Raw genomic sequence first — 20,634 nt, forward strand, 5'->3', positions numbered from 1 at the left:
CCTCATTGCCATGCGGCGGGAGCCCGCCGCGCCCCGTTCAATCGAAGGTGATGCCCTGTGCCAGCGGCAGCTCGCGGGAATAGTTGACGGTGTTGGTCTGCCGTCGCATGTAGGCCTTCCAGGCGTCCGAGCCGGACTCGCGACCGCCGCCGGTCTCTTTCTCGCCGCCGAACGCCCCGCCGATTTCCGCCCCGCTGGTGCCGATGTTGACGTTGGCGATCCCGCAGTCACTGCCCGCCGCGCCCTGGAACAGTTCCGCCTCGCGCAGGTCGGTGGTGAAGATGCACGACGACAGTCCCTGGGGAACCTCGTTGTTCAGGCGCAGGGCCTCGTCGAAATCGCGGTAGCCGACCACGTACAGGATCGGTGCGAAGGTCTCCGTGCGCACCACTTCGGTCTGTCCCGGCATCTCGACGATGGCCGGCGACACGTAGTAGGCATCCGGATAGCGCTCCTGCAATTGCCGCTCGCCGCCGAACACCCGTCCCCCCTGCTCGCGGGCTCGCGCCAGGGCGTCCTGCATGGCCAGGTAGCTGCGTTCGTCGATCAGCGGCCCGACCAGGTTGCCCTCCAGCGGATGACCGATACGGACCCTGGAATAGGCTGCCTTGAGGCGCTCGACTATCTCGTCCTTCACCGACTCATGGGCAATCAACCGGCGCAAGGTGGTGCAGCGCTGCCCGGCGGTGCCCACCGCGCCGAACAGGATGCCGCGCACCGCCAGGTCGAGGTCGGCGCTTGGCGCCAGGATCATCGCGTTGTTGCCGCCCAGTTCGAGGATGCAGCGAGCGAAACGCGCCGCCACCCGCGGCGCCACTTCGCGCCCCATGCGAGTGCTGCCGGTGGCGCTGACCAGGGCGACGCGACGGTCGTCCACCAGCGCTTCGCCGGCCTCGCGGTCGCCGATCAGCAATTGGCTCAGGTGCGCCGGCGCATCGCCGCCGAAGGCCCGCGCGGCACGCTCGAACAGTGCCTGGCAGGCCAGTGCGGTGAGGGGGGTCTTCTCCGAAGGCTTCCAGACCACGGAATTACCGCAGACCAGCGCCAGCGCGGTATTCCACGACCACACCGCGACTGGGAAGTTGAACGCGCTGATCACGCCTACCACGCCCAGCGGGTGCCAGGTCTCGCGCATGTGGTGGCCGGGACGCTCGGATGCGATGGTAAGACCGTACAACTGGCGCGAGAGGCCCACCGCGAAGTCGCAGATATCGATCATTTCCTGGACTTCGCCGAGGCCTTCCTGGGTGATCTTGCCCGCCTCCCAGGACACCAGTTCGCCGAGTTCGGCCTTGTGCCGACGCAATTCCTCGCCGAACAGCCGCACCAGTTCACCACGGCGCGGCGCCGGCACCTGGCGCCAGGCGCGGAACGCCTGTTCGGCGCGCTCGACCTTGGCGGCAACGGCGGCGCGCCCCTCCAGTCGCACCGCAGCCAGGCGACTGCCGTCGATGGGGGTATGCACGGCAAGCTCGCCATCGCGAAAAGCATTGGGGTCGAGGCCGAGACTGCGCAGCAATCCGTCGATCATGTGAGGTTCTCCTGGCTGTTCGTTTCCGCTCGTTTTAGTCGGTTTGCCCGGTAGCGACAAACGACCTTTATTCGCCACGTCATTCCGAGTTTTCATACTGGCTCCGAGCTGTCGCGATCCGCCGTCTTTCCCGTACCATGCACGCCTTCGCCGGCCAGCCCTCGCCTACCCGACATGGACAAGAAAAAGCTGTTGCGCCTGATCACGGAAAAGCTCGCCGCGGACCTGGAAGTCGCCGTCCGCGCCGCGCAGACCGCCCATGAGACGGCAACCCACGAAGAGAACGTCGCCGAGAACAAGTACGACACCCTCGGCCTGGAGGCGGCCTACCTGGCCGCCGGGCAGTCGCGCCGGGTCGAGGAGATCCGCCAGGCGCTGGGCCTGTACCGCAATCTGGTGCTGCGCGATTTCGACGAGGAACAGGGCATCCAGCTCACCGCGCTGGTCACCCTGCTGAACGCCGACGGCAGCCGGCGAACAGTGTTCCTCGGCCCCGAGGCGGCCGGGCTGAAGATCGATTGCGAAGGTCGCGAGGTGTTGGTCATCACGCCTCGCTCGCCACTGGGTCAGAGCCTGGTCGGCAGGCACCCAGGCGACGAGACCGGGGCGAAGGACTCCCCCCTTGCGGTGGAAATCCTCGCCGTCGACTGAGGCTACTGCTGCGGCGCACCGCAGGCGCCGCAGAACTTCGCGCCCGCCGCGAGATCGGCGCTGCAGGCGATACAGCGCAGCGGCGCCAGGGCGCCGCCGCAGCCCTGGCAGAATCGTGCCGTCGCCGCATTCGCGGTGCGGCAGGCGGGACAGGCCATTCCCACCGCGACTGGCGCCGGCGGATAGCCGCCCTGACCGCGGTGATGACCGCCGCCGTGATGACCACCGCCCTGTCCATGATGACGCCCACCCATCAACAACCGTTCGAAGAACCCCATGGCACAACCCTCTCGTCTGGATCTGACGGCTTCCAGTGAAAAGGCTGTAGCCACTACAGGGTCAATGGCGCGGAAACATCGGGAAACTCAAGTCCGCTTCACCACAGCGGCAACGCGTAGCTGACGATCAGCCGGGTCTCGTCGATGTCGTTGCCGAAATCGCTGCGGAAGGTGCCGTTGCGCAACTTGATCCCCAGGTTCTTCAACGGCCCCGATTGCACCAGGTAGGCGATATCGGTGTCCCGCTCCCATTCCTTGCCGCGCCCACCGCCGTCCAGAAGGTCGATGTGTTCGCCACGCAGGTAGCGGCTCATGAATGTCAGGCCGGGCAGGCCGATGGCGGCGAAGTCGTAGTCGTAGCGCAACTGCCAGGAGCGCTCGTCCTTGTTGGCGAAATCGCCGATCTGCACGAAGTTGACCAGATACGGATCGGTCCCGCCCAGGTAGGCGAAGCCGCTATCGCCGGACATGCGCTGGTAGCCGAGGCCGAAGGCGTGGCCGCCCAGGCGATAGGTGAACAGCGCATTCAGCGCGCGATTGTCGACGCGGCTGCCGCCCTCGTCGGTGGAACGCGCCCAGCGGATGTCGGACTTCAGCGACTGGTCATCGGCGAGCGGCAAGAGGTGCTGCACGCCGAGATAATGCTGGCGGTAGAAATCCTCCAGGTTGGCGTAGTGGTAGCTGCTGCTCAGGCGCTCGCTCCAGCGGTAGGTACCGCCGGCGAAGTCGAAGCGGTCGCTGCCGGGGTGCCGGCCCGCCAGTACGTTGCGCTTGTTGCCGCGGGTGATGCCGAGGTCTTCGGCGTTGGTCGAGTCGCGCTGCTTGACCTGGCGCAACTGGCCGAACTGCAGCGCCAGCCCGTCGATCTCGTTCACTTCCAGCAGTCCGCCCTGGAAGGTTTGCGGGTGCAGGCGCGTGTCGTTGAACTGCACCACCGGCAGCCTGGGCATCAGGCTGCCGATCTTCAGCGTACTGTGCGAGACCCGTAGCTTGGCGGTCAGGCCCAGGCTGGAATAGTCGTGGGCGGCGCGCCGGTCGCTCGTCGAATACGGCAACAGACCGCTACCGGATCGCTCTGGCGAGGAGTCCAGCCTGACACCCAGCAGGCCCAGCGCATCGACACCCAAGCCGAAGAGCCCCTCGGTGTAGCCGGACTCGTAGCGCAACAGGAAACCCTGCGCCCACTCCTCCGAATAGGACTGGCTGGCGCCGGGCTGGCGATAGTCGCGATTGAAATAGAAATTGCGCAGTTCGAGGCCGGCCTTGCCGTCGGCGAAAAACTCCGCCTGGGCGAACGACGGCAGCAACGCCAGCCCCGCGGCCAGCATCGGAACGGGAAGAATTTTCATTGTTGTTGTCTCTTCGTCGTCAGTGGATAGACACGGCGCCGCGGCCACTCCCTGCCGCGACCGCCGTGGCGGAGCGGATCAGACCCCGGCGAGCATGCCCTCCAGGCGTTGACGCACCAGTTGGCGCGCCTGCTCGACGATGTCCCTGAGCAACTCGGCGCAGGCCGGTTCGTCGTCGATCAGGCCCTGGACCATGCCGGCCGACCAGATCCCCAGGTCGGTATCGCCCTGCTGGTACACCTGGCGACCGCGCTGGCCGCTGACCAGCGCGGCGATATCGGCGTAGCCGGCGCCGCCGCGTGCCTCGATCGCCAGTACTTCCTGGCTGATCGCGTTGCGCGCCACCCGCGCGGTATTGCGCAGGGAACGCATGATCAGGTCGGTGGAACGCTCGTCGGCCGCACGGATCGCCGCCTTCACCGCAGGGTGTATCGGACATTCGCGAGTGGCCAGGAAGCGCGTGCCCATGTTGATCGCGTCGGCACCCAGCGCCAGCGCCGCGACCAGGCCACGTCCATCGGCGAAACCGCCGGAGGCGATGATCGGCACGCGTAGCCGGTTGGCCGCGGCCGGCAGCAACACCAGGCCGGGGATGTCGTCCTCGCCCGGGTGGCCGGCACACTCGAAGCCGTCGATGGAGACGGCGTCCACGCCCAGTCGCTCGGCCTTGAGCGCATGGCGCACGGCGGTGCACTTGTGGATCACCTTGACGCCGTGTCGACGGAATTCGGCGATGTGCTCGCCGGGGTCGTTGCCGGCGGTTTCGACGACGCGGATTCCCGCCTCGATGATGGCTGCGCGATATTCGGCATAGGGCACCGGCTTCTGCGTCGGCAGCAAGGTCAGGTTGACCCCGAACGGCCGATCGGTCAGCTCGCGGCAGCGGGCAATCTCCGCAGCCAGTGCCTCCGGGCTCGGCTGGGTCAACGCCGACAGCGTCGCCAGGCCACCGGCGTTGGCCACCGCCGCAGCCATCTCGGCACGGCCGACCCACTGCATGCCGCCCTGCATGATCGGGTGTTCGACGCCGAAGGTCTCGGTGAAACGGGTCCTGAACACGCCCATGGATTGCCTCCTCGGTCAGATCGGGTCCCAGGAGAACACGCCCGGGCTGCGCGCCAGATCCATGAAGCTGCCGCGCAACGCCGGCATGCCGTGCTCGGCGATGCTCTCCGGGGTCCAGCCGCGCTCGCTATGCACACTGCGCAGCGGCCGGCTCTGGCTCATCAGGAAGAGTTCGTGGTGACGCGCGGCGAACACCTGGCCGGTGACCTCGCGGGCGGCGTCGGACGCCAGGTAGACGGCCAGCGGCGCGTTCTTCTCGGGGGTCATGCGCTGCAGCTTGTCGACGCGGGCCTTCTGCTCCGGGGTTTCGGCCGGGATCGAGTCGGTCATCCGGCTCCAGGCGAACGGCGCGATGCAATTCGAACGCACGTTGTAGCGCTGCATGTCGAGGGCGATGGATTTGCTCAAGGCGACGATGCCCAGCTTGGCCGCGGAATAATTGGCCTGGCCGAAGTTGCCGATCAGCCCGGAAGTGCTGGTCATGTGTACGAAGGCGCCGGCCTGCTGGGTACGGAAGCGTTCGGCGGCGGCCCGGCTGACGAAGAAGCTGCCGTTGAGATGGACATTGATCACCGACAGCCAGTCGTCGGCGCTCATCTTGTGGAAGATCGCATCGCGCAGGATGCCAGCGTTGTTCACCACGATATCCAGACGCCCGAAACCGTCCATGGCGCATTCGACGATACGCCGCGCGCTGTCCCAGTCGGCGACGCTGTCGGTGTTGATCAGACCTTCGCCGCCTCGCTGGCGGATCAGGCCAAGGGTCTCTTCGGCCGGCGAGGCCGACCCGCCCTCGCCCTGTAGCGATACGCCGATATCGTTGATCACCACCCGTGCCCCGGAATCGGCCAGGGCCAGGGCGATCTCGCGGCCGATGCCGCCGCCCGCGCCGGTAACGATCGCGACCTTGCCTTCATTGAGTCTGCTGCTCATGGGTAATCCTCTTCGTCCCGTGGATGTCGTTCGGTTGCGCTCAGCCCGGCAGGCCGAGGACGCTCTTGGCCAGGATGTTGCGCTGGATTTCGTTGCTGCCGCCGTAGATGGTGGTCGGCCGCGACTGGATGAAGATCCCCGCCGGATGCAGCTCGGGGTCTTCGGCGAAGGGCTGTAGCAGGGCCGAGTCCTCCCCGGCGACCTCCAGGCCCAGCTCGCTGATGCGCTGGAACAGTTCGGACTGGAATATCTTCAGCATGGATACCTCCGGGCCGAGGCTCTCCCCACGCCGCAGGCGTTCGGCGAAACGCTCGTAGAGCGCCTTGTGGCTGTCCAGGTCCATGCTCAGCGCGGCGAAGCGGCGCGCGAACAGAGGGTCGTGCCACAGTCCCAGGTGCCGGGCCAGACGCTCCAGGCGCTGGAGGGCGAAGGTGGACTGCTTGGGCGAACCGAGGAAGATCCGCTCGAAACCGAGCAGCGCCTTGGCCATGCTCCAGCCCTGGTTGATTTCGCCGACCAGGCTGTCGTAGGGCACCCGCACGTCGTTGAAAAACACTTCGCAGAACTCGCCGTGCAGCTCCAGGTTGAGGATCGGCCGCACCTCGATGCCCGGGCTGTCCATCGGCACCAGCAGGAAGCTGATGCCGTGCTGCGCCTTGGCGCTGCGCTCGGTGCGGACCAGCAGGAAGATCCAGTTGGCCTCCGAGCCCATGGTGGTCCAGGTCTTCTGTCCGTTGATCACCCACTCGCCGTTTTCCAGGCGCGCCTCGGTGCGCAGGCTGGCCAGGTCGGAGCCGGCGTTGGGCTCGCTGTAGCCCTGGCACCAGATGTCTTCGCCGCTGAGAATGCGCGGCAGGAAGCGCGCCCGTTGCGCCTCGTCGCCATAGCGGATCAACAATGGGCCGAGCATGGTCACGCCGCTGTCGGGCAGGCGCGCGCAGCCGTACTCCTCCATTTCCTCCATCATGATCAGTTGCTTGCCGGCGCTCAGCCCCATGCCGCCGTACTCCCTGGGCCAGCCGGGACACAGCCAGCCCTGGCGCGACAACAGCAGGTACCACTCGCGGGTTTCCTCGCGCCCCAGGCGACGGGGCGGATTGCGGATGCGCTGCGGATAGTTGGCGGCGATCCACTCACGGACCATCAGGCGAAAGGCGTTGTCGTCGAGACTGTCGTAGTCGGTCATCTCAGTTTCCTCTGAATACGGGGGGACGCTTGGCGAGAAAGGCCGCCTTGCCCTCGGCGTGGTCGGCGCTGAGAAACAACTGGCTCTGCAACTCGCCCTCCCGCTCCAGCAATAGGTCAAGGCCCTCGGCGAGCAACGCCTTGGTCATCGCCAGGGGCAACGGCGCCTGCTGCTCCACCCGCCCGGCCAGTTCCAGCGCCATCGCCAAGGCGCCGCCAGCGGCGCAGAGGCGGTCGGCCAGGCCGATGCGCAGTGCCTCCTCGGCCTCTACCACCTGGCCGAACATCAGGATCTGCCGTGCCCGCCCCCAACCGATGCGCGCCGGCAAGGTATGCAACTGGCCAAGGTCGGCGAGCAACCCGACCTTGCCGAAGCCGGCGGCGAAGCGGGCGCCGGCGCCGCAAACGATGCTGTCGCAGGCCAGCGCCACGGACAGCCCGGCCCCCACCGCCCAGCCCTCGACCGCGGCGATCAGCGGCTTGCCCATGCGCACCATCTGCCGCACCAGCCGCGCGTTGTCCTGCATTCGCGCCCTGCCGGCGGCCAACTCGGTCACCCGCATGTCGCCCAGGTCGCCGCCGGCGCAGAACACCTCTTCGCCACCGGTCAGCAGCACGCTGCGAATCGATGGGTCGCATTCGGCCGCCTCCAGGGCCCGCAGCAATTCCATGCGCAGCGCCGGCGACAGTGCGTTGCGCCGGGCCGGGTTGTCGAAGCGCAGCAGGCGCACCGTGCCGCGCGTTTCCTGCAACAAACCGCTCATCAGGCCACCTCCCGCTGTAGCAGCGCGGCGTAGCGCGCCTTGTGGAACGCCAGCGAGCCGTGGGCATTGAGCAGTACCATGGCGCGGCGCAGGAACAGGCCGATGTCCGCCTCGTCGGTGTAGCCGATGCCGCCGTGCAACTGGATGGCCTGACGGGTCACCAGCAGAGCCGCTTCCGAGGCCCGTACCCGTGCGCTGGAGACCTGCCGCTGGCGCTCGCTTTCCGACGCCCCGGCATCGATCGCGGCGGCGGCCTGCTCGACCATGGCGCGCGACAGTTCGATCTGGATCCTCAGGTCGACCATGCGGTGCTGCAGCGCCTGGAAACTGCCGATCTCGCGGCCGAACTGGCGACGTACCTTGAGGTACTCCAGGGTTCGCTCGAAGGCGCCATCCATCAGTCCGACCAGATAGGCCGCGCAGGCCAGCCCTGCCTCGTCCAGAACCTGTTCCGTTACCTCGCCGGACAACCACCGTGCCGGCGCATCGCGGAAACGCAGGCGCGCCAGGTGAGCGCCATCCTGGGTCGCCTCGCAGAGCAGTTCCACGCCATCGGCATCGCGCTCGACCAGCGCCAGGCCCTGCTCGCAGGCCACCAGCCAGGCATCGGCGGCACCAGCCAGATGTACGTGAGCGACTTCGCCGTGCAACCGCCCTTCCTGCATACGAGGGCGTCGCCGCCCATCGCGGTAGGCGATGCCCACCGGCAGGACCAGCCGCTCAGCGGCCAGCAACGCAACGCGCTCGTCTTCCGGCAGCAGCGGCGCCACCAGCCCGGCCTCGATCAGCGGCTCGGGCAGCAGGCCGCGCCCCAGCGCCTCCAGCAACGCCGCGTATTCGCTCATGCCCAGGCCGCTGCCGCCCAACGCTTCATCCAGGCGCAGCGCCGGCCAGCCCATGGCGCAGACCTCGCGCCAGGCCTGGCGGTCCACCCCGCTACCGGTGAAACGACCGCGGCGCACGCGGGTCAGGTCGCCGTCGCGCGGCACCAGCGAAGCCGCGCTGTCGCGGATCATCCGCAGACGCTGCTCGCGCTCGCCGGCCCACTCGTCTTGCTCACTCATCTGTTCGCCCTCCTGTCGATACGCCGTCCGCCCGTCCGTCATCTGCACGGGCGGCGCCGGCTTGTCCGCGCGGAGCGACCGCGCAGGCCGTGGTCCGGACGCGCGACGGATGGCTCCGCTGCCGTGCCGCCGGAACTCCGCTACGGCTTAGCCGCGCGGTACCTGAAGCTGCCCGAGGCCATGGCGATGACCTCGCCGTCCTCGTTGCAGATTTCCGCCGTGCAGAAGCAGATCGTGCGGGTCCGTCGCACCACCCTGCCAACCGCACGAAGCTCGCCGCGGGCGCTACCCATGAAGTGGGTAGCCATGTCGATGGTCACCATCGAGCAGTCCGGCAGGCAGGCACGGATCGCCTGGGCCATGGCGGCGTCCAGCACCGACATCAACACCCCGCCGTGGAACTGTTGCAGGTAGTTCATCAGTTCCGGGCGATGCCCCAGGCGCACCCGCGCCATCCCGTCGGCATCGGTCCAGCGCTCGAGGCCGATGAACTCCTGGAAGCTGGCGGGCCGCTGCTCCGCCGCTGGCTGTCGTGGAAAAGAACTCATGGATGTGCACTCCTTCCGCAGGATCAGGCCTTGGCCGCGCGCCGCTCGGCGGTATCCACGGCACTGCCCGGCGCTTGCCGTCGGGAAGCGCTCTCGGCATCGCGGGACTCGCGGTTCGGGTCGTAGAGCCGGTCCGCAATGAACAGCACCGGGATCAGTCCGGTGAGCACGTAGGTGATGCCCATCACCAGGAAACCCGCGCCGATCGACACGTGGGTGGCCAGCAGGCCGATGCCGGCGGGCGCCACCGCCGCGCCGATACGACCCAGGTTGTAGGCGGTGCCCACCGCCGAGCCGCGGACGCGGGTGGAGAAGCTCTCGGTCATGTAGGTGGCCAGCACCCCGACCGGAACGCCGTAGATGAAGCCGAAGGTGATGAGGATCCAGAGGATGTTGGAGGGCGAGTGGTAGAACACGATCAACGGCATGAAGGCGGCGCTGCCGATGGCCCCGGCGGCGAAGGTCAGGCGCCGGCCGAAGAGATCGGCGCAGACACCGGCGGCGACCTTGCCGAGGATCATCGCGCTGTAGGTGCCGACCATGTAGCCGGTCATCGACTTGAAGTTCATCCCCAACTCGCTCTCCAGGTAGGACGGCATCCAGTTGTTGGTGCCGTAGTAGCCGAACAGCAGGAAGCAGGAGGTGAGGCTCCAGAGCAGGAACATGCCGCGCGTTTCCGGATCGCCCAGCATCCGTCCCAGCGGGCCGGCGCCGCCAGCCTCGGCGTGGCTCTGCGGAGCCGCGCCGGGACGCTGGCGCCCGGCCTGGGCCGCGAGCCAGGACGGCGACTCCGGCACCCAGGGCCGCAGGGCCAGGCAGACCAGCGCCGGCGCCACGGCGGTGAAGAACAAGGTGCGCCAGCCGAACTCGGGGATGATCTGCCCCGCCAGCAGGGTCGCCACCAGGTAGCCCACGGTCCAGCCGGCCTGCATGGCGGCGAGGATGGTGGTGCGGTACCTGGTTCCGACGCACTCGGACATCAGGATGTTGCAGGCGACGAACAGCGAGCCGAGGCCGAGCGAGGCGACGAAGCGGATCAGCGCGAACTGCCAGTAGTTCTGGGTCAGCCCCAGCAACGCGGTACCGATGGAGAACAGCACGATGGTCCAGGTCACCACTCGCACCCGGCCGAAGCGGTCGCAGCACCAGCCGCCATAGATACCGCCGACGGCCATGCCGGCGAGAGTCAGGCTGCCGAGGGAGCCGGCTTCGAAGTTGCTCAGGCCGAATTCGGCCTTCAGGCTGTTGAGGCTGTAGGCCAGGAACATCAGGTCGACGCCGTCGGCGAGCAGGCCGAGGAAGCAGAAGACGAAGGCGATCAGCATGGTGCGCCGGGAAATGGCCGGCGCCGGGTTCGGGGAAAGCGCGGTTGCATTCATTATTCTTGTTCTCGCAAGCAGGATTTCGGTTGATCTTCACGGCAGCCCGACGGTCGTTCCCTCGCGCCACCGCCCTTCGCTTCAGTCCGGCCGCTCTGGCGGCGGACCTACCCGGCCGTTGTCCAGCACCACCACATCGCGCTCGACGACGCGAGTGCGGAACGAGCCGTCGCTCCACATCTCGGTACGCAAGGTCTCGCCGGGAAACACCGGAGCCGAGAAACGCACCTGCAGATGTCCCAGTTGCTCCGCGCGGTAGTCGGCGAGCCCGCGCAACACCGCGTGGAATGCCACGCCGAGGGTGCACAGGCCATGCAGGATCGGCCGCGGGAAGCCGGCCCGCAGCGCTGCCGCGGGCTCCGCGTGGAGCGGGTTGTCGTCGCCGTTGAGGCGGTAGTACAGGGCCTGCTCCGGACGGGTCGGCAGGTCGAGTCGCAGGTCGGGCGTCCGTTCAGGCAAGCGATGCGGCATTTCCGGCACCTGCCGGGAACCACCGAAGCCGCCGTCGCCGCGAAGGAAGGTGGTGCTGCGGGCGACAGCCAGCACCTCGCCGCTGAGCGCGTCGCTGAGCACCTTCTCGCTGTAGAGCAGCGCGCCCTTGTCGGCGCCCTTGTCTACCAGACCGGTGACCCGGGTCCTACCGATCACCTCGCCTTCCGCCGGCAACGGCCGCCGCCACTCCAGGCGCTGCTCGCCGTGAACCAGGCGCAGCGCGTCCACGCCAGTCGCCGGATTGCCCAGCCAGAAGCCCGGATGACCGAGCACCAGGGCCATGCACGGCAATGCCTGGAGATCGCGGCACGGATCGACGTAGACCAGTTGGCGCTCGTCCAGCGGGTCGCCGCCCAGACCGAGGGACAATGCGTAGAAGGCGCTGTCGCGCCGGCTGTAGCGCTGGCGTACTTCGGGGATCGGGTAGTTCAGGAGTACCTCAGGATCGAGCGCCATCGGCCACCTCCTCGACTTCCAACACCGCATCCACCGCCCAGGCGCCCTGGCCCTCCGGCAAGGCGATGACCGGGTTGAGGTCCACCGAGCGCAAGCGCTCTCCCGCCTCCCAGGCGAACCGCGAGAGATTCGACAGCAGCCGTGCCAGCGCCGCGACGTCGGCCCGCGGCCGGCCACGCGCGCCGAACAGGAGCGGCGCGCCTCTGATGCTACGGATCATCGCCTCGGCTTCGTCGACCTCGAACGGGCAGCGGCGGAACACCACGTCCTGCAGCACTTCGACGAAGATCCCGCCCAGGCCGAACAACGCCACCGGGCCGAACAGCGGATCGCGCTGGATCCCCATGAAGCACTCCACCCCGCCCTGCAGTTGGCGCGCCACCAGGACGCCATCGAGACGCGCCTGCGGCGCCTTCTCGGCGGCCCGGCGCAGGAGCAGTTGGAAACCGGCGCGTACCGCGTCCGCATCGCTTACGCCAAGCAGCACGCCGCCGATTTCCGACTTGTGCTGGATGTCCGCCGAGGCGAGCTTCAGCACCACCGGGTATCCGATGCCCTCGGCGAAGGCAACCGCCTCTTCGGCACTGCCCAGCACCGCCTCGGCGGCGGACTCGATACCGGCGCGCGCCAGCAGGCGCTTGACCTCGGCTTCGCCGGGCGTGGAGGCGGGCAACTGTAGCCCGCCGGCAGGCCGGCGCAGGCGCAACGGCCGGGCGAAGGCTTCGCCGAGCCGCCCCATGGCCTGGATCGCCACTACCGCCCGGGTGGGGTCTTCGAACAGTGCGAAGCCGGCCTCCTCGTAGGGTGCCAGCTCCTCCCCCTCGCCCATCACCGAGACCACGAACAGACGCTCGGGATGAGCCTCCTTGATCCGCCGGAACTGCTCGGCCAGACGCGCGCCGATGGAGGCGGCGGTGCCGGCCTGGGTGAAGAAGGCGAGCAGCGAACGGTAGCCACCGTCGACCACCATCGACTCGGTAAAGTCGCGCACCAGCGTCAGATCGTTCAGGGCCTGCGCGGTGCAGTCCACCGGGTTGATCGGCGACGCGAAGGACAGCCGTGCCTTCAGCCGCTCCTGGGCCATGTCCGGCATCGGCGGCATCGGCAGGCCGACCTCCTCGGCGGCATCGCTGACGATGATCCCGGCGCCGCCGCTGACGGTGATCATGCCGAGGCTGTTGCCCACCGGATAGATACGCCGGGTGGCGAGGTAGGCGATGTCCATCAGTTCCTCGGTGGTCCTGGCGCGGATCACCGCATAGTCGCCCAGCACGGCGTCCAGCACCTTGTCGTCGCCGGCCAGCGAAGCGGTGTGGGACAGCGCCGCGCGGCTACCCAGGGCACTGCGCCCGACCTTGTGCAGGATCACCGGCTTGCCGGCGCGATGCGCTGCCTCCAGGGCGGCGAGGAAGCTGTCGACGTTGCGGATGGATTCGGCGTAGGCCATCACCACGTCGATCTCCGGCGACTCCACCAGCCAACCGATGCTGTCGCCCAGGGTGACGTCGGCCTCGTTACCGGTGGCCACGCAGATAGGGGTTCCCAGGCGCCGCTGGCGCGCCATGCCGAGCAGGTGCGCGCCGTAGGCACCGGACTGGGTGGCGATGCCTACCCGGCCGGGCAGCGGTACGCCACGTTCCAGGCTGGTGGAGAAGAACGCGTAATAACCCAGGTTACTGTTGAACGCGCCGAGCGCATTCGGACCGAGCAGGCGCATACCGTGCTCGCGGGCAGCGGCTACCACCGCATCCTGCATCGCCGCGCCGGCCTCGCCGACCTCGCTGAATCCGGAAGAGAACACGATGGCACTGCGCGCCCCCTGGCGGCCCAGCGCCCGGACGGTCTCCAGCACCTGAGGCGCAGGCACCGCGACAATGGCCACGTCCGGTGCCTGCGGCAGCTCCGCAACGCTGGCGAAGGCCGGCAGCCCCTGGATTTCAGCACGATTCGGATTGACCGGGAGGATTTGCCCGGCATAGCCATGGCGCAGCATGTAGGCGATGGGACGGCCACCGATGCGGGTCGGGTCGCTGGAAGCGCCGATCACCGCGACCGAGCGTGGTTCGATCAATGGAGTAAGACTGGCGAAACGGGGAGCGTCGATGAGCTGTTGCGAGTGGTTCGCTGACATGGGTTCACCTGATCCGTTTGTCTGTGGCCGGCACGACAACCTTCTCGCGGGCGAGCGCGCCCGCGGGACGCCGCCACGGCAGCGCCCGGAAGGCCTGTCGGCCAGGGGTCTAGAGCGTGTCGCCGGTGCCGAGCAACGCGGTTACCTGGCTGGACAGCGTGCCGCCGTTGCCGTGCAGCAACGCCACGTCGGCCTTGGCCAACTGCCGCTCGCCGGCCTGGCGGCGGAGCTGGGTCACCGCCTCGATGATCAGGAACATCCCGTACATCCCCGGATGCACGCAGGACAGCCCGCCACCGTTGGTGTTCACCGCCAGCTCGCCGCCGGGCGCGATGCGTCCGCCCTGGACGAATGGGCCGCCCTCGCCCTTGGCGCAGAAACCCAGGTCCTCGAGGAACAGCAGGGTGTTGATGGTAAAGGCGTCGTAGAGCATCACCAGGTCGATGTCGGCGTGCCGCACACCGGCCATCTGCATGGCTCGCGGACCGCTTTCCGAGGCCGCCGTCACGGTGAGGTCGGGCATCGACACGATCGAGCGATGCCACTGCGCTCCGGCCGCGCCAAGGAAGTACACCGGCGCATTGGGCAAGTCGCGGGCGCGCTCGGCGCGCACTACCACGCAGGCGCCACCGCCGTCGGTGACCAGGCAGCAGTCGGCGGCACTCAGCGGGTCGCTGACCATCCGCGCGGCAAGGACGTCATCGACGCTCAACGGCCCGCGGGCGAACGCCTCGGGATTCAGGTTGGCCCATTGCCGGGCAGAGACCGCCACCTCGGCGAGCTGCTCGCGTGTGGTGCCGTACTGGTGCATGTGCCGGCTGGCCGCCAGGGCATAGGCGGTGATCGGGTGGCGCGGCTTGTAGGGCGTCTCGTGCCATTGTGGCTCGCTCATCGATACCAGGCGGCCGCCGGCGCTTCGCTGGTTGGAGCCGTAGCAGATCAGCGCAGCGTCGCAGAGACCGGCCTCCAGTGCCAAAGTGGCCTGCAGCAGGTGCAGCTCGAAACTGGAGCCGCCGATATTGGTGCCATCCACGAATTTCGGGCGGATGCCGAGGTATTCGGCGACCGACAAGGTGGGAAAGGCATGGGAACTGGTGGCGGCGAAGATCGCGTCGATGTCGGAAAGCTTCAGGCCGGCATCGGCAATGGCCCTGAGCGACGCCTGGCCGAGCAGTTCGATGGCGCTGTAGCCCGGCGCCTCGCCGACGCCGGCGCTACCGATGCCGACGATGGCGGTCTTGCCACGGATGGCCGCGCTCATGGTCGTCCCTCCTGGTGGGGAACGAACACCACGACATTGGCACCGTCCTGCTCGACGATGCGCGCCTGCACACGGGTGCCGATCGGCAGGCTCTCGTGCCCGTCGATCCGCGACATCATGCGCACGCCCTCGTCCAGGTCGACCAGCGCGACATTGTGATTGCCGCCGCGGGAGCGATTGACAGTGATCGCGTAGAGCGTACCCAGGCCGCTGGCGGGAACCCACTCGAGATCAGTCTCGCCGCTACCTGGCACCAACTGGCGCGGGTAGAACACATGGCGACCGCTGGAACGGCTGCGCTGCAACATGAAACGGCCCTGGGCGAGAAACGCAAGGTACTGCGCCTCAGGTCCCGGAGTACTGCCATCGGGAAGATCTGCCACGAGATTTCTCCTTTGTTCTTGTCGACCTTTGCTGCAAAGTGCATCGCGCTGGACGCCGAACCGGATACTGCTTCCGTCCCCGGTTGTACGTTCCGGAAGGCCAGAATATATTCACTATCGTGAATGTCAATCACAATACTGAATGAAAAGAGGAAAAATGACCAAGGACGCCACAACCAAAGGCACCAGCAGCAAAGATGTCGGCGCGGTAGTGAACGCCATTCAGATACTTCGCCACCTGGCCCACGCCGACGGACCGCAAGGCGTGGCCGCCATCGCTCGCGCCACCGGCATCAGCCCGAGCAGCGCCTTCAATATCCTGCGCACCCTGAGCAACGAACGGCTGACCTCCTTCGACGATGCGGGCAAGACCTACCAACTGGGCCTTGGCCTGTCGGAACTGGCCGTAGGATTCGTCGGACGCAGCTATGCCGACCTGATCCAGCCAGAGCTGGAGCGACTGAGCCTTGCCCACCACATCCTCATCGCCCTGTGGCAAGTCACCGACGATGCGCACATCCGCGTCATCGCCCTTGCTGCACCGCCCGTCGCCCACGTCAACGTCGCCGTCGGCACGCGCCTGCCGGAACTGGTCGGCGCCGCCGGGCGTTGCATTGCCGGCCTGCGCGAACTGCCGGAGGACGAACTGCGCCGCCGACTGACCCGCGTGCGCTGGGAAAATCCGCCGAGCTTCGAGCGCTACCAGGCCGAAGCGACCGAGGCCGTCGAGCGCGGCTGGGCTATCGACCAGGAACACCTCTACCGCGGCGTGAGCATGGTCGCCAGCGCCATCACCGACCGCGACGGACAACCGCGCTTCGCCATCTCCGCGATCGGCATCAGCGCCCAGCACCAGCCCGACGACCTGGAACGGATCGGCACCAGCCTGCGGGATACCGCGCGCTTCGTGAGCCGCGCGCTATTTCCCCAGGGCGAGGCACTGAAGGAGAAATCCTGAAATGGCATTCAACCCATTGAAAGATTAGCCGGCCAGCCGTCATCGACCCTCGACGCCGGTACCGTCCTTCAACCCGAGGACCGGCAGATAACGGAGAAAGCGCCAGAATCGCTTCAGCGTCACCCGGTCCCACGCTCGCAGCGGCACCGAGCGGAACAACTGCCAGGCATATCGCCCATCCTGGACAACAGCCTTCTTCAGCGCCTTGTTCAGGATCAGTTGCCGGGCCCGGCGATAATTCGGGTGAGCCCGATAAGGCTCGATGGCTTGCATATCCGCCTCGTAATTGAGCTTGTACCTGCCGGACAGACCGCTTCCATGCCGGCGATAACGCCCCATGTAGGCCGGCAGTCGATGAATTTCATAGCCCTGCGCCGCGATCCTTAGGGTGATCTGGAAATCCTGCACGCGAATCGACGGGTCGAAGAAATCCGCCCGCTTCATCGCTTCCATGCGGTAGAGCGCCGTCAGCGGCATGACCACCAGGGTCTCGGCCAATGCTGCATCGAACCCCCAACGCTCCACACACCCCTCGCTGAAACCGTCTCGCGCCACTTCGTTACCAGCACTGTCGATACAGATATTGAAACCGCCCACGCACCCGACCTCGGGGTGCGCAAGCAAGTAGTCGACGCGCGTGTCGAGCGCTCCAGGCAGGAGAATGTCGTCCAGGTCGGGAGTCATCACGAACTCGCCCCGCGCATGACGCAAACCGTGATTGAGCGCGTCGCTCACCCCTCGGTTAGCCTGGCGGTAGAGCTGGAAACCGTGACGCTCGCGGAGCATGGCGAGACGCTCATAGGTGTCGTCCGTGGATCCGTCATCCACCACGATCAACTCGAGATTGGGATAGCCCTGCGCGTAGATGCTGGCGATCGCCTCGTCCAGATACTTCGAGATATTGAAACAGGCGCAAACGACGGAAACGAGCGGACGCATTTCTTCCTCCCCAGCCCCGTCTCCGGGACTCGGCACAAACCGATATCCTGGCTGTCCGCCGGAGGGAAACCGTGCCATGCAGCTCGGCCACACATCCGCGGCGCCTTCAAGCGCCGGGATACTAAGAAGAACCGCACCGACCATCGAAACCGGCAGGTCGCCCGACCCGGCGCCCGAAGGACAGAAAATCGGAAGCGGTGGAGAAATGCGCGCTCAGCGCACCCACGAAACCCAGGCAGAGCGGGACGACCACCCAGAGGAGAAGGAAGGGCAGAACGAAGGAAGGGCCCGCAGCATTCCTAGGAAAGCTGCACGACCTGGCCGGCACCCGAAACCATGGCACGGCTTTTTCGCCCGCCCCGCAGAGGGGATGCCCGAACGCTCGCCAGAAAAGACAAAGCCCCCGGAACGCCAGGCATTCCAGGGGCTTTGCTCATATGTAATGGCGGAGAGATAGGGATTTGAACCCTAGGAGCCATTGCTGACTCAACGGATTTCGAATCCGTCCCGTTCGACCACTCCGGCATCTCTCCGTGCGGCGCGCATGATACCAGCTTGTACGAAGAACGCGAAGCTTTCTTGAAGATTTTTTCGCGTTCTTTCAGATGGTTGCGCGCGTTAGGAGGTTAAAGCGGCACGCCCAGGCGCTTGGCTACCTCTTCGTAGGCTTCGATCACATCGCCGAGGCCCTGGCGGAAGCGGTCCTTGTCCATCTTCTTGCGGGTTTCCTTGTCCCACAGACGGCAGCCGTCCGGGCTGAACTCGTCGCCGAGGACGATCTGGCCATGGAACAGGCCGAACTCCAGCTTGAAGTCCACCAGCAGCAGACCGGCGTCGTCGAACAGCTTGTTCAGCACTTCATTGACCTTGAAGGAATAGGTCTTCATCTGCGCCAGCTGCTCGGGAGTGGCCCAGCCGAAGGCCTGGACGTGGGATTCGTTGATGAACGGATCGCCCAGGGCGTCGTTCTTCAGGAACAACTCGAAGGTGGGAGGAGTCAGGGCGATGCCCTCTTCCACGCCGAGGCGACGCACCAGGCTGCCGGCGGCAAAATTGCGCACCACGCACTCGACCGGGATCATGTCGAGCTTCTTCACCAGGCACTCGGTATCCGACAGCAGCTTGTCGAACTGGGTCGGAATGCCGGCAGCTTCCAGCTTCTGCATGATGAAGGCGTTGAACTTGTTGTTCACCGCGCCCTTGCGATCGAGCTGTTCGATGCGCTTGCCGTCGAAGGCGGAGGTGTCGTTGCGGAACAGCAGGATGAGACGATCGGCATCGTCGGTCTGGTAAACCGACTTGGCTTTGCCGCGGTAGAGTTCTTCGCGTTTTTCCATGATGGGCTCCGCTTACGGGTAATAGGGCCTAGGCGATCTCGCGCCAATCCAGGCCTGAATGCTGATCGGCCACCTGCAGCCAGCCCGGATCGCACCCGAGGGTGTCGACGAAGGTTTGCCGGGCCAGCTGCGGCGAGTTGTTCTTTTCGCTGAGATGGGCCAGCACCAGGTGCTGCATGCGACCCCAATCCAGCTGCTTCACCAGTTCTGCGGACTGATGGTTGTTCAAGTGCCCTCGCGAACCGCCTACGCGGGCCTTGAGAAAATAGGGATACGGGCCACCGGCAAGCATCGTGCTGTCGTGGTTGGCCTCGACCACCAGAGCATCCACCGCACGATAGCACTCCAGCACCTCGGCCGTGGCCATTCCCAGATCGGTGAGCATGCCGAAGCGCCGCTGTCCGTCGGACAGCACGAACTGGGTAGGCTCGCGGGCGTCGTGCGAGACGCCAACCACCTGCACTTCCAGCCCGCGGATCGCCAGGCGCTGGCCGGCCCTCAACAGCTCGGCGGGGTGCACCGGGCGGCGCATGCCGCTCAGGGTACCCGCACTGAGATAGACCGGGATTTGGTAATGCCGCGCCAGCAGTTCGACGCCATGGATGTGATCGGCGTGTTCGTGCGTGACCAGGATCGCGTCCAGCTGCGCGGGACTCAGCCCCAGGCGCGCCAGACGCTTGATGATTTCACGCAGCGGGAAGCCGCAATCGATCAGTATCCGGGTGTCAGAACTGCTCACCAAGGCCGAATTGCCCCGGCTTCCGCTGCCCAGAACCGCGAACCGCATTGCGCATGCTCTCCTGGAGTTTTTCCAGTACGTTTTGCGCGACATCGGCCGGCGCAGAGGTGTTGATGTCCTTGTCGACGGTGACCTGCACGGCGTCGCTGACGGTGGTCAGGCGGACCTGGTAGCGCTGCGCCTTGGCGTCTTCCTCTTCCTTGGTCTTCTCGCCGCCGCCGAACAGGCGACTGAAGAACCCGGGCTTGTCTTCGTCGGGCTTCTTCGCCCCTTCGGCGATGTTCACGTAGTACACGCCAAGGCTGCGGTTGAGGTCGTCGACGCGGATATCGGCGTTATCCAGGGCACGCCCGACGCTGACCCAGGAGCGGTCGAAGTCGGACTGCAAGGTCAGCACCGGGTTGCCGCTGCCGTCCTTGCTCAACTCGAAGGTGCCGGGCGTGTCGTAGATCGAGTTGGCTGCCAGCAGCGAGACCGAGCCGCCCTGCTCGGCGCTGCGCGCCATGCTCGCGACCATCTCGTCGAGCAGCGCCGCGTCGAGGCTCGGCGCCACCGACTTGCTCGGCCAGCTCGGGCTGCTGGTGTCACCGGCAGCGCGGGTCTGGCTGAGCACGTAGACCTCGCTGGTATTGCTTTGCACGCCGGGCTCGATACGCACCCGAACCCGTGCCTGGCCGTCCGGCTCGACACCGCTCACGCGGCTGCTAAGGCGGCGTGCCAGCGGCGCGGAAAGCTGCGACAGCGATTGCCAGTCGGAACTGAACTCGCCGGTCTGCGGGCGCTCGTCCGCGATGCGGAAACCGTTCTCCTCGAAGAACTGCCGGGCCACCGGCCAGACTTCCGCCGGCGGACGCTGGGCCACGACCCAGCGGCTATCGCCGCTGCGCTGCAGGCTGTAGTCGCTGATGTCGCCGGCGTTGGCCAGCGGCTGCGGACGCGGAACCTCGTACTCACCCTCTTTTTCGTGGGTGGTGGCGACGTTCAGCGGAATCGGCAGCAGCGGATCGAGCGGCTTGCTGTGCACCCCTTCGGGCAATTGCATGGGAGGCGTCTCGCGGGCGCCGAGGTAGTCGTCGCCGCGGTCGCGGAAATAGCCCTCCGGCCCCCACAGCCAGCCGCAGCCGGAAGTGTTGCCGATAACCAGGGCGAGGGCGGTCAGTCCAGCCAGTCGCTTCATTGCGTGGAGCTCCT

General features: G+C 66.8%; 20 protein-coding genes and 1 tRNA gene. 2 read left to right on the top strand and 19 right to left on the bottom strand.

The genetic code is table 11. From position 1 onward, the window contains the following. Nucleotides 1-37 precede the first annotated feature (37 nt). Nucleotides 38-1,531 (bottom strand): aldehyde dehydrogenase family protein, encoded by a 1,494-nt coding sequence (locus tag M6E97_RS17935; RefSeq protein WP_003086325.1) that lies wholly within the window; start codon nucleotides 1,529-1,531, stop codon nucleotides 38-40. 174 nt (nucleotides 1,532-1,705) lie between these two features. On the opposite strand from M6E97_RS17935, the gene M6E97_RS17940 reads away from it, so the two are divergent. Further along, nucleotides 1,706-2,182, top strand: a complete 477-nt coding sequence (locus tag M6E97_RS17940) for a GreA/GreB family elongation factor (protein ID WP_003140638.1) — start codon at nucleotides 1,706-1,708, stop codon at nucleotides 2,180-2,182. A 2-nt stretch (nucleotides 2,183-2,184) separates the two neighbouring features. Here M6E97_RS17940 and M6E97_RS17945 read toward each other — a convergent pair whose 3' ends face one another. The 13 genes from M6E97_RS17945 to M6E97_RS18005 all read right to left on the bottom strand — a co-directional run bounded on the left by M6E97_RS17945 (nucleotide 2,185) and on the right by M6E97_RS18005 (nucleotide 15,470). Continuing rightward, nucleotides 2,185-2,460, bottom strand: coding sequence for a zinc ribbon domain-containing protein (locus M6E97_RS17945; protein WP_023098713.1), 276 nt, complete (start codon nucleotides 2,458-2,460; stop codon nucleotides 2,185-2,187). A 98-nt stretch (nucleotides 2,461-2,558) separates the two neighbouring features. Beyond that, complete coding sequence (locus tag M6E97_RS17950; RefSeq protein WP_024007623.1) at nucleotides 2,559-3,809, bottom strand: OprD family porin; 1,251 nt, start codon at nucleotides 3,807-3,809, stop codon at nucleotides 2,559-2,561. Between the two features lie 78 nt (nucleotides 3,810-3,887). After that, nucleotides 3,888-4,874 (bottom strand): NADH:ubiquinone reductase, encoded by a 987-nt coding sequence (locus M6E97_RS17955; protein ID WP_003086306.1) that lies wholly within the window; start codon nucleotides 4,872-4,874, stop codon nucleotides 3,888-3,890. Nucleotides 4,875-4,889: 15 nt separating this feature from the next. Beyond that, entirely contained in the window at nucleotides 4,890-5,807 is a 918-nt protein-coding gene (locus M6E97_RS17960; protein WP_033939235.1) for an SDR family NAD(P)-dependent oxidoreductase, read from the bottom strand. A gap of 40 nt (nucleotides 5,808-5,847) precedes the next feature. Then, nucleotides 5,848-6,993: an acyl-CoA dehydrogenase family protein gene (locus tag M6E97_RS17965; protein WP_003086301.1), complete on the bottom strand. Its 1,146-nt coding sequence runs from the start codon at nucleotides 6,991-6,993 to the stop codon at nucleotides 5,848-5,850. 1 nt (nucleotide 6,994) lies between these two features. Continuing rightward, nucleotides 6,995-7,756 (bottom strand): enoyl-CoA hydratase/isomerase family protein, encoded by a 762-nt coding sequence (locus tag M6E97_RS17970; protein WP_003086299.1) that lies wholly within the window; start codon nucleotides 7,754-7,756, stop codon nucleotides 6,995-6,997. Then, entirely contained in the window at nucleotides 7,756-8,820 is a 1,065-nt protein-coding gene (locus M6E97_RS17975) for an acyl-CoA dehydrogenase family protein (RefSeq protein WP_015503366.1), read from the bottom strand. Before M6E97_RS17975 ends, M6E97_RS17970 begins: the two co-directional genes overlap by 1 nt. 140 nt (nucleotides 8,821-8,960) lie before the next feature. Next, a complete protein-coding gene (locus M6E97_RS17980) occupies nucleotides 8,961-9,368 on the bottom strand; it encodes a PaaI family thioesterase (RefSeq protein WP_003108633.1) in 408 nt (135 codons plus the stop codon). Nucleotides 9,369-9,391: 23 nt separating this feature from the next. Beyond that, complete coding sequence (locus M6E97_RS17985) at nucleotides 9,392-10,747, bottom strand: MFS transporter (protein ID WP_033939233.1); 1,356 nt, start codon at nucleotides 10,745-10,747, stop codon at nucleotides 9,392-9,394. Between the two features lie 81 nt (nucleotides 10,748-10,828). Beyond that, the gene (locus M6E97_RS17990) at nucleotides 10,829-11,695 is read right to left on the bottom strand and encodes a MaoC/PaaZ C-terminal domain-containing protein (protein WP_033939232.1); all 867 of its coding nucleotides are present in this window, start codon (nucleotides 11,693-11,695) and stop codon (nucleotides 10,829-10,831) included. Then, entirely contained in the window at nucleotides 11,679-13,826 is a 2,148-nt protein-coding gene (locus M6E97_RS17995) for an acetate--CoA ligase family protein (RefSeq protein ID WP_033939230.1), read from the bottom strand. The genes M6E97_RS17990 and M6E97_RS17995 overlap by 17 nt, the downstream gene beginning before the upstream one ends. Nucleotides 13,827-13,935: 109 nt before the next feature. After that, on the bottom strand, nucleotides 13,936-15,087 hold the full coding sequence (locus M6E97_RS18000; protein WP_033939227.1) for a thiolase: 1,152 nt from the start codon (nucleotides 15,085-15,087) through the stop codon (nucleotides 13,936-13,938). Further along, complete coding sequence (locus M6E97_RS18005) at nucleotides 15,084-15,470, bottom strand: Zn-ribbon domain-containing OB-fold protein (RefSeq protein WP_011666727.1); 387 nt, start codon at nucleotides 15,468-15,470, stop codon at nucleotides 15,084-15,086. The genes M6E97_RS18000 and M6E97_RS18005 overlap by 4 nt, the downstream gene beginning before the upstream one ends. Nucleotides 15,471-15,627: 157 nt before the next feature. On the opposite strand from M6E97_RS18005, the gene M6E97_RS18010 reads away from it, so the two are divergent. Continuing rightward, entirely contained in the window at nucleotides 15,628-16,428 is an 801-nt protein-coding gene (locus M6E97_RS18010) for an IclR family transcriptional regulator (RefSeq protein WP_003112543.1), read from the top strand. A 39-nt stretch (nucleotides 16,429-16,467) separates the two neighbouring features. On the opposite strand, the gene wapB is transcribed toward M6E97_RS18010, so the two are convergent. The 5 genes from wapB to bamC all read right to left on the bottom strand — a co-directional run bounded on the left by wapB (nucleotide 16,468) and on the right by bamC (nucleotide 20,620). Continuing rightward, nucleotides 16,468-17,460: a 1,2-glucosyltransferase WapB gene (gene wapB, locus M6E97_RS18015; protein WP_078463861.1), complete on the bottom strand. Its 993-nt coding sequence runs from the start codon at nucleotides 17,458-17,460 to the stop codon at nucleotides 16,468-16,470. 350 nt (nucleotides 17,461-17,810) lie between these two features. Continuing rightward, nucleotides 17,811-17,900, bottom strand: a tRNA-Ser gene (locus tag M6E97_RS18020). A 93-nt stretch (nucleotides 17,901-17,993) separates the two neighbouring features. Then, the gene (gene purC, locus M6E97_RS18025; protein WP_003108622.1) at nucleotides 17,994-18,704 is read right to left on the bottom strand and encodes a phosphoribosylaminoimidazolesuccinocarboxamide synthase; all 711 of its coding nucleotides are present in this window, start codon (nucleotides 18,702-18,704) and stop codon (nucleotides 17,994-17,996) included. A 28-nt stretch (nucleotides 18,705-18,732) separates the two neighbouring features. Beyond that, nucleotides 18,733-19,491, bottom strand: coding sequence for an MBL fold metallo-hydrolase (locus M6E97_RS18030; protein WP_003123205.1), 759 nt, complete (start codon nucleotides 19,489-19,491; stop codon nucleotides 18,733-18,735). Further along, a complete protein-coding gene (gene bamC / locus M6E97_RS18035) occupies nucleotides 19,430-20,620 on the bottom strand; it encodes an outer membrane protein assembly factor BamC (protein ID WP_003086271.1) in 1,191 nt (396 codons plus the stop codon). The genes M6E97_RS18030 and bamC overlap by 62 nt, the downstream gene beginning before the upstream one ends. Nucleotides 20,621-20,634 lie beyond the last annotated feature (14 nt).

The sequence above is a fragment of the Pseudomonas sp. B111 genome, from assembly GCF_026428275.1.
In the GTDB taxonomy this organism is placed as follows: Bacteria; Pseudomonadota; Gammaproteobacteria; order Pseudomonadales; family Pseudomonadaceae; genus Pseudomonas; species Pseudomonas aeruginosa.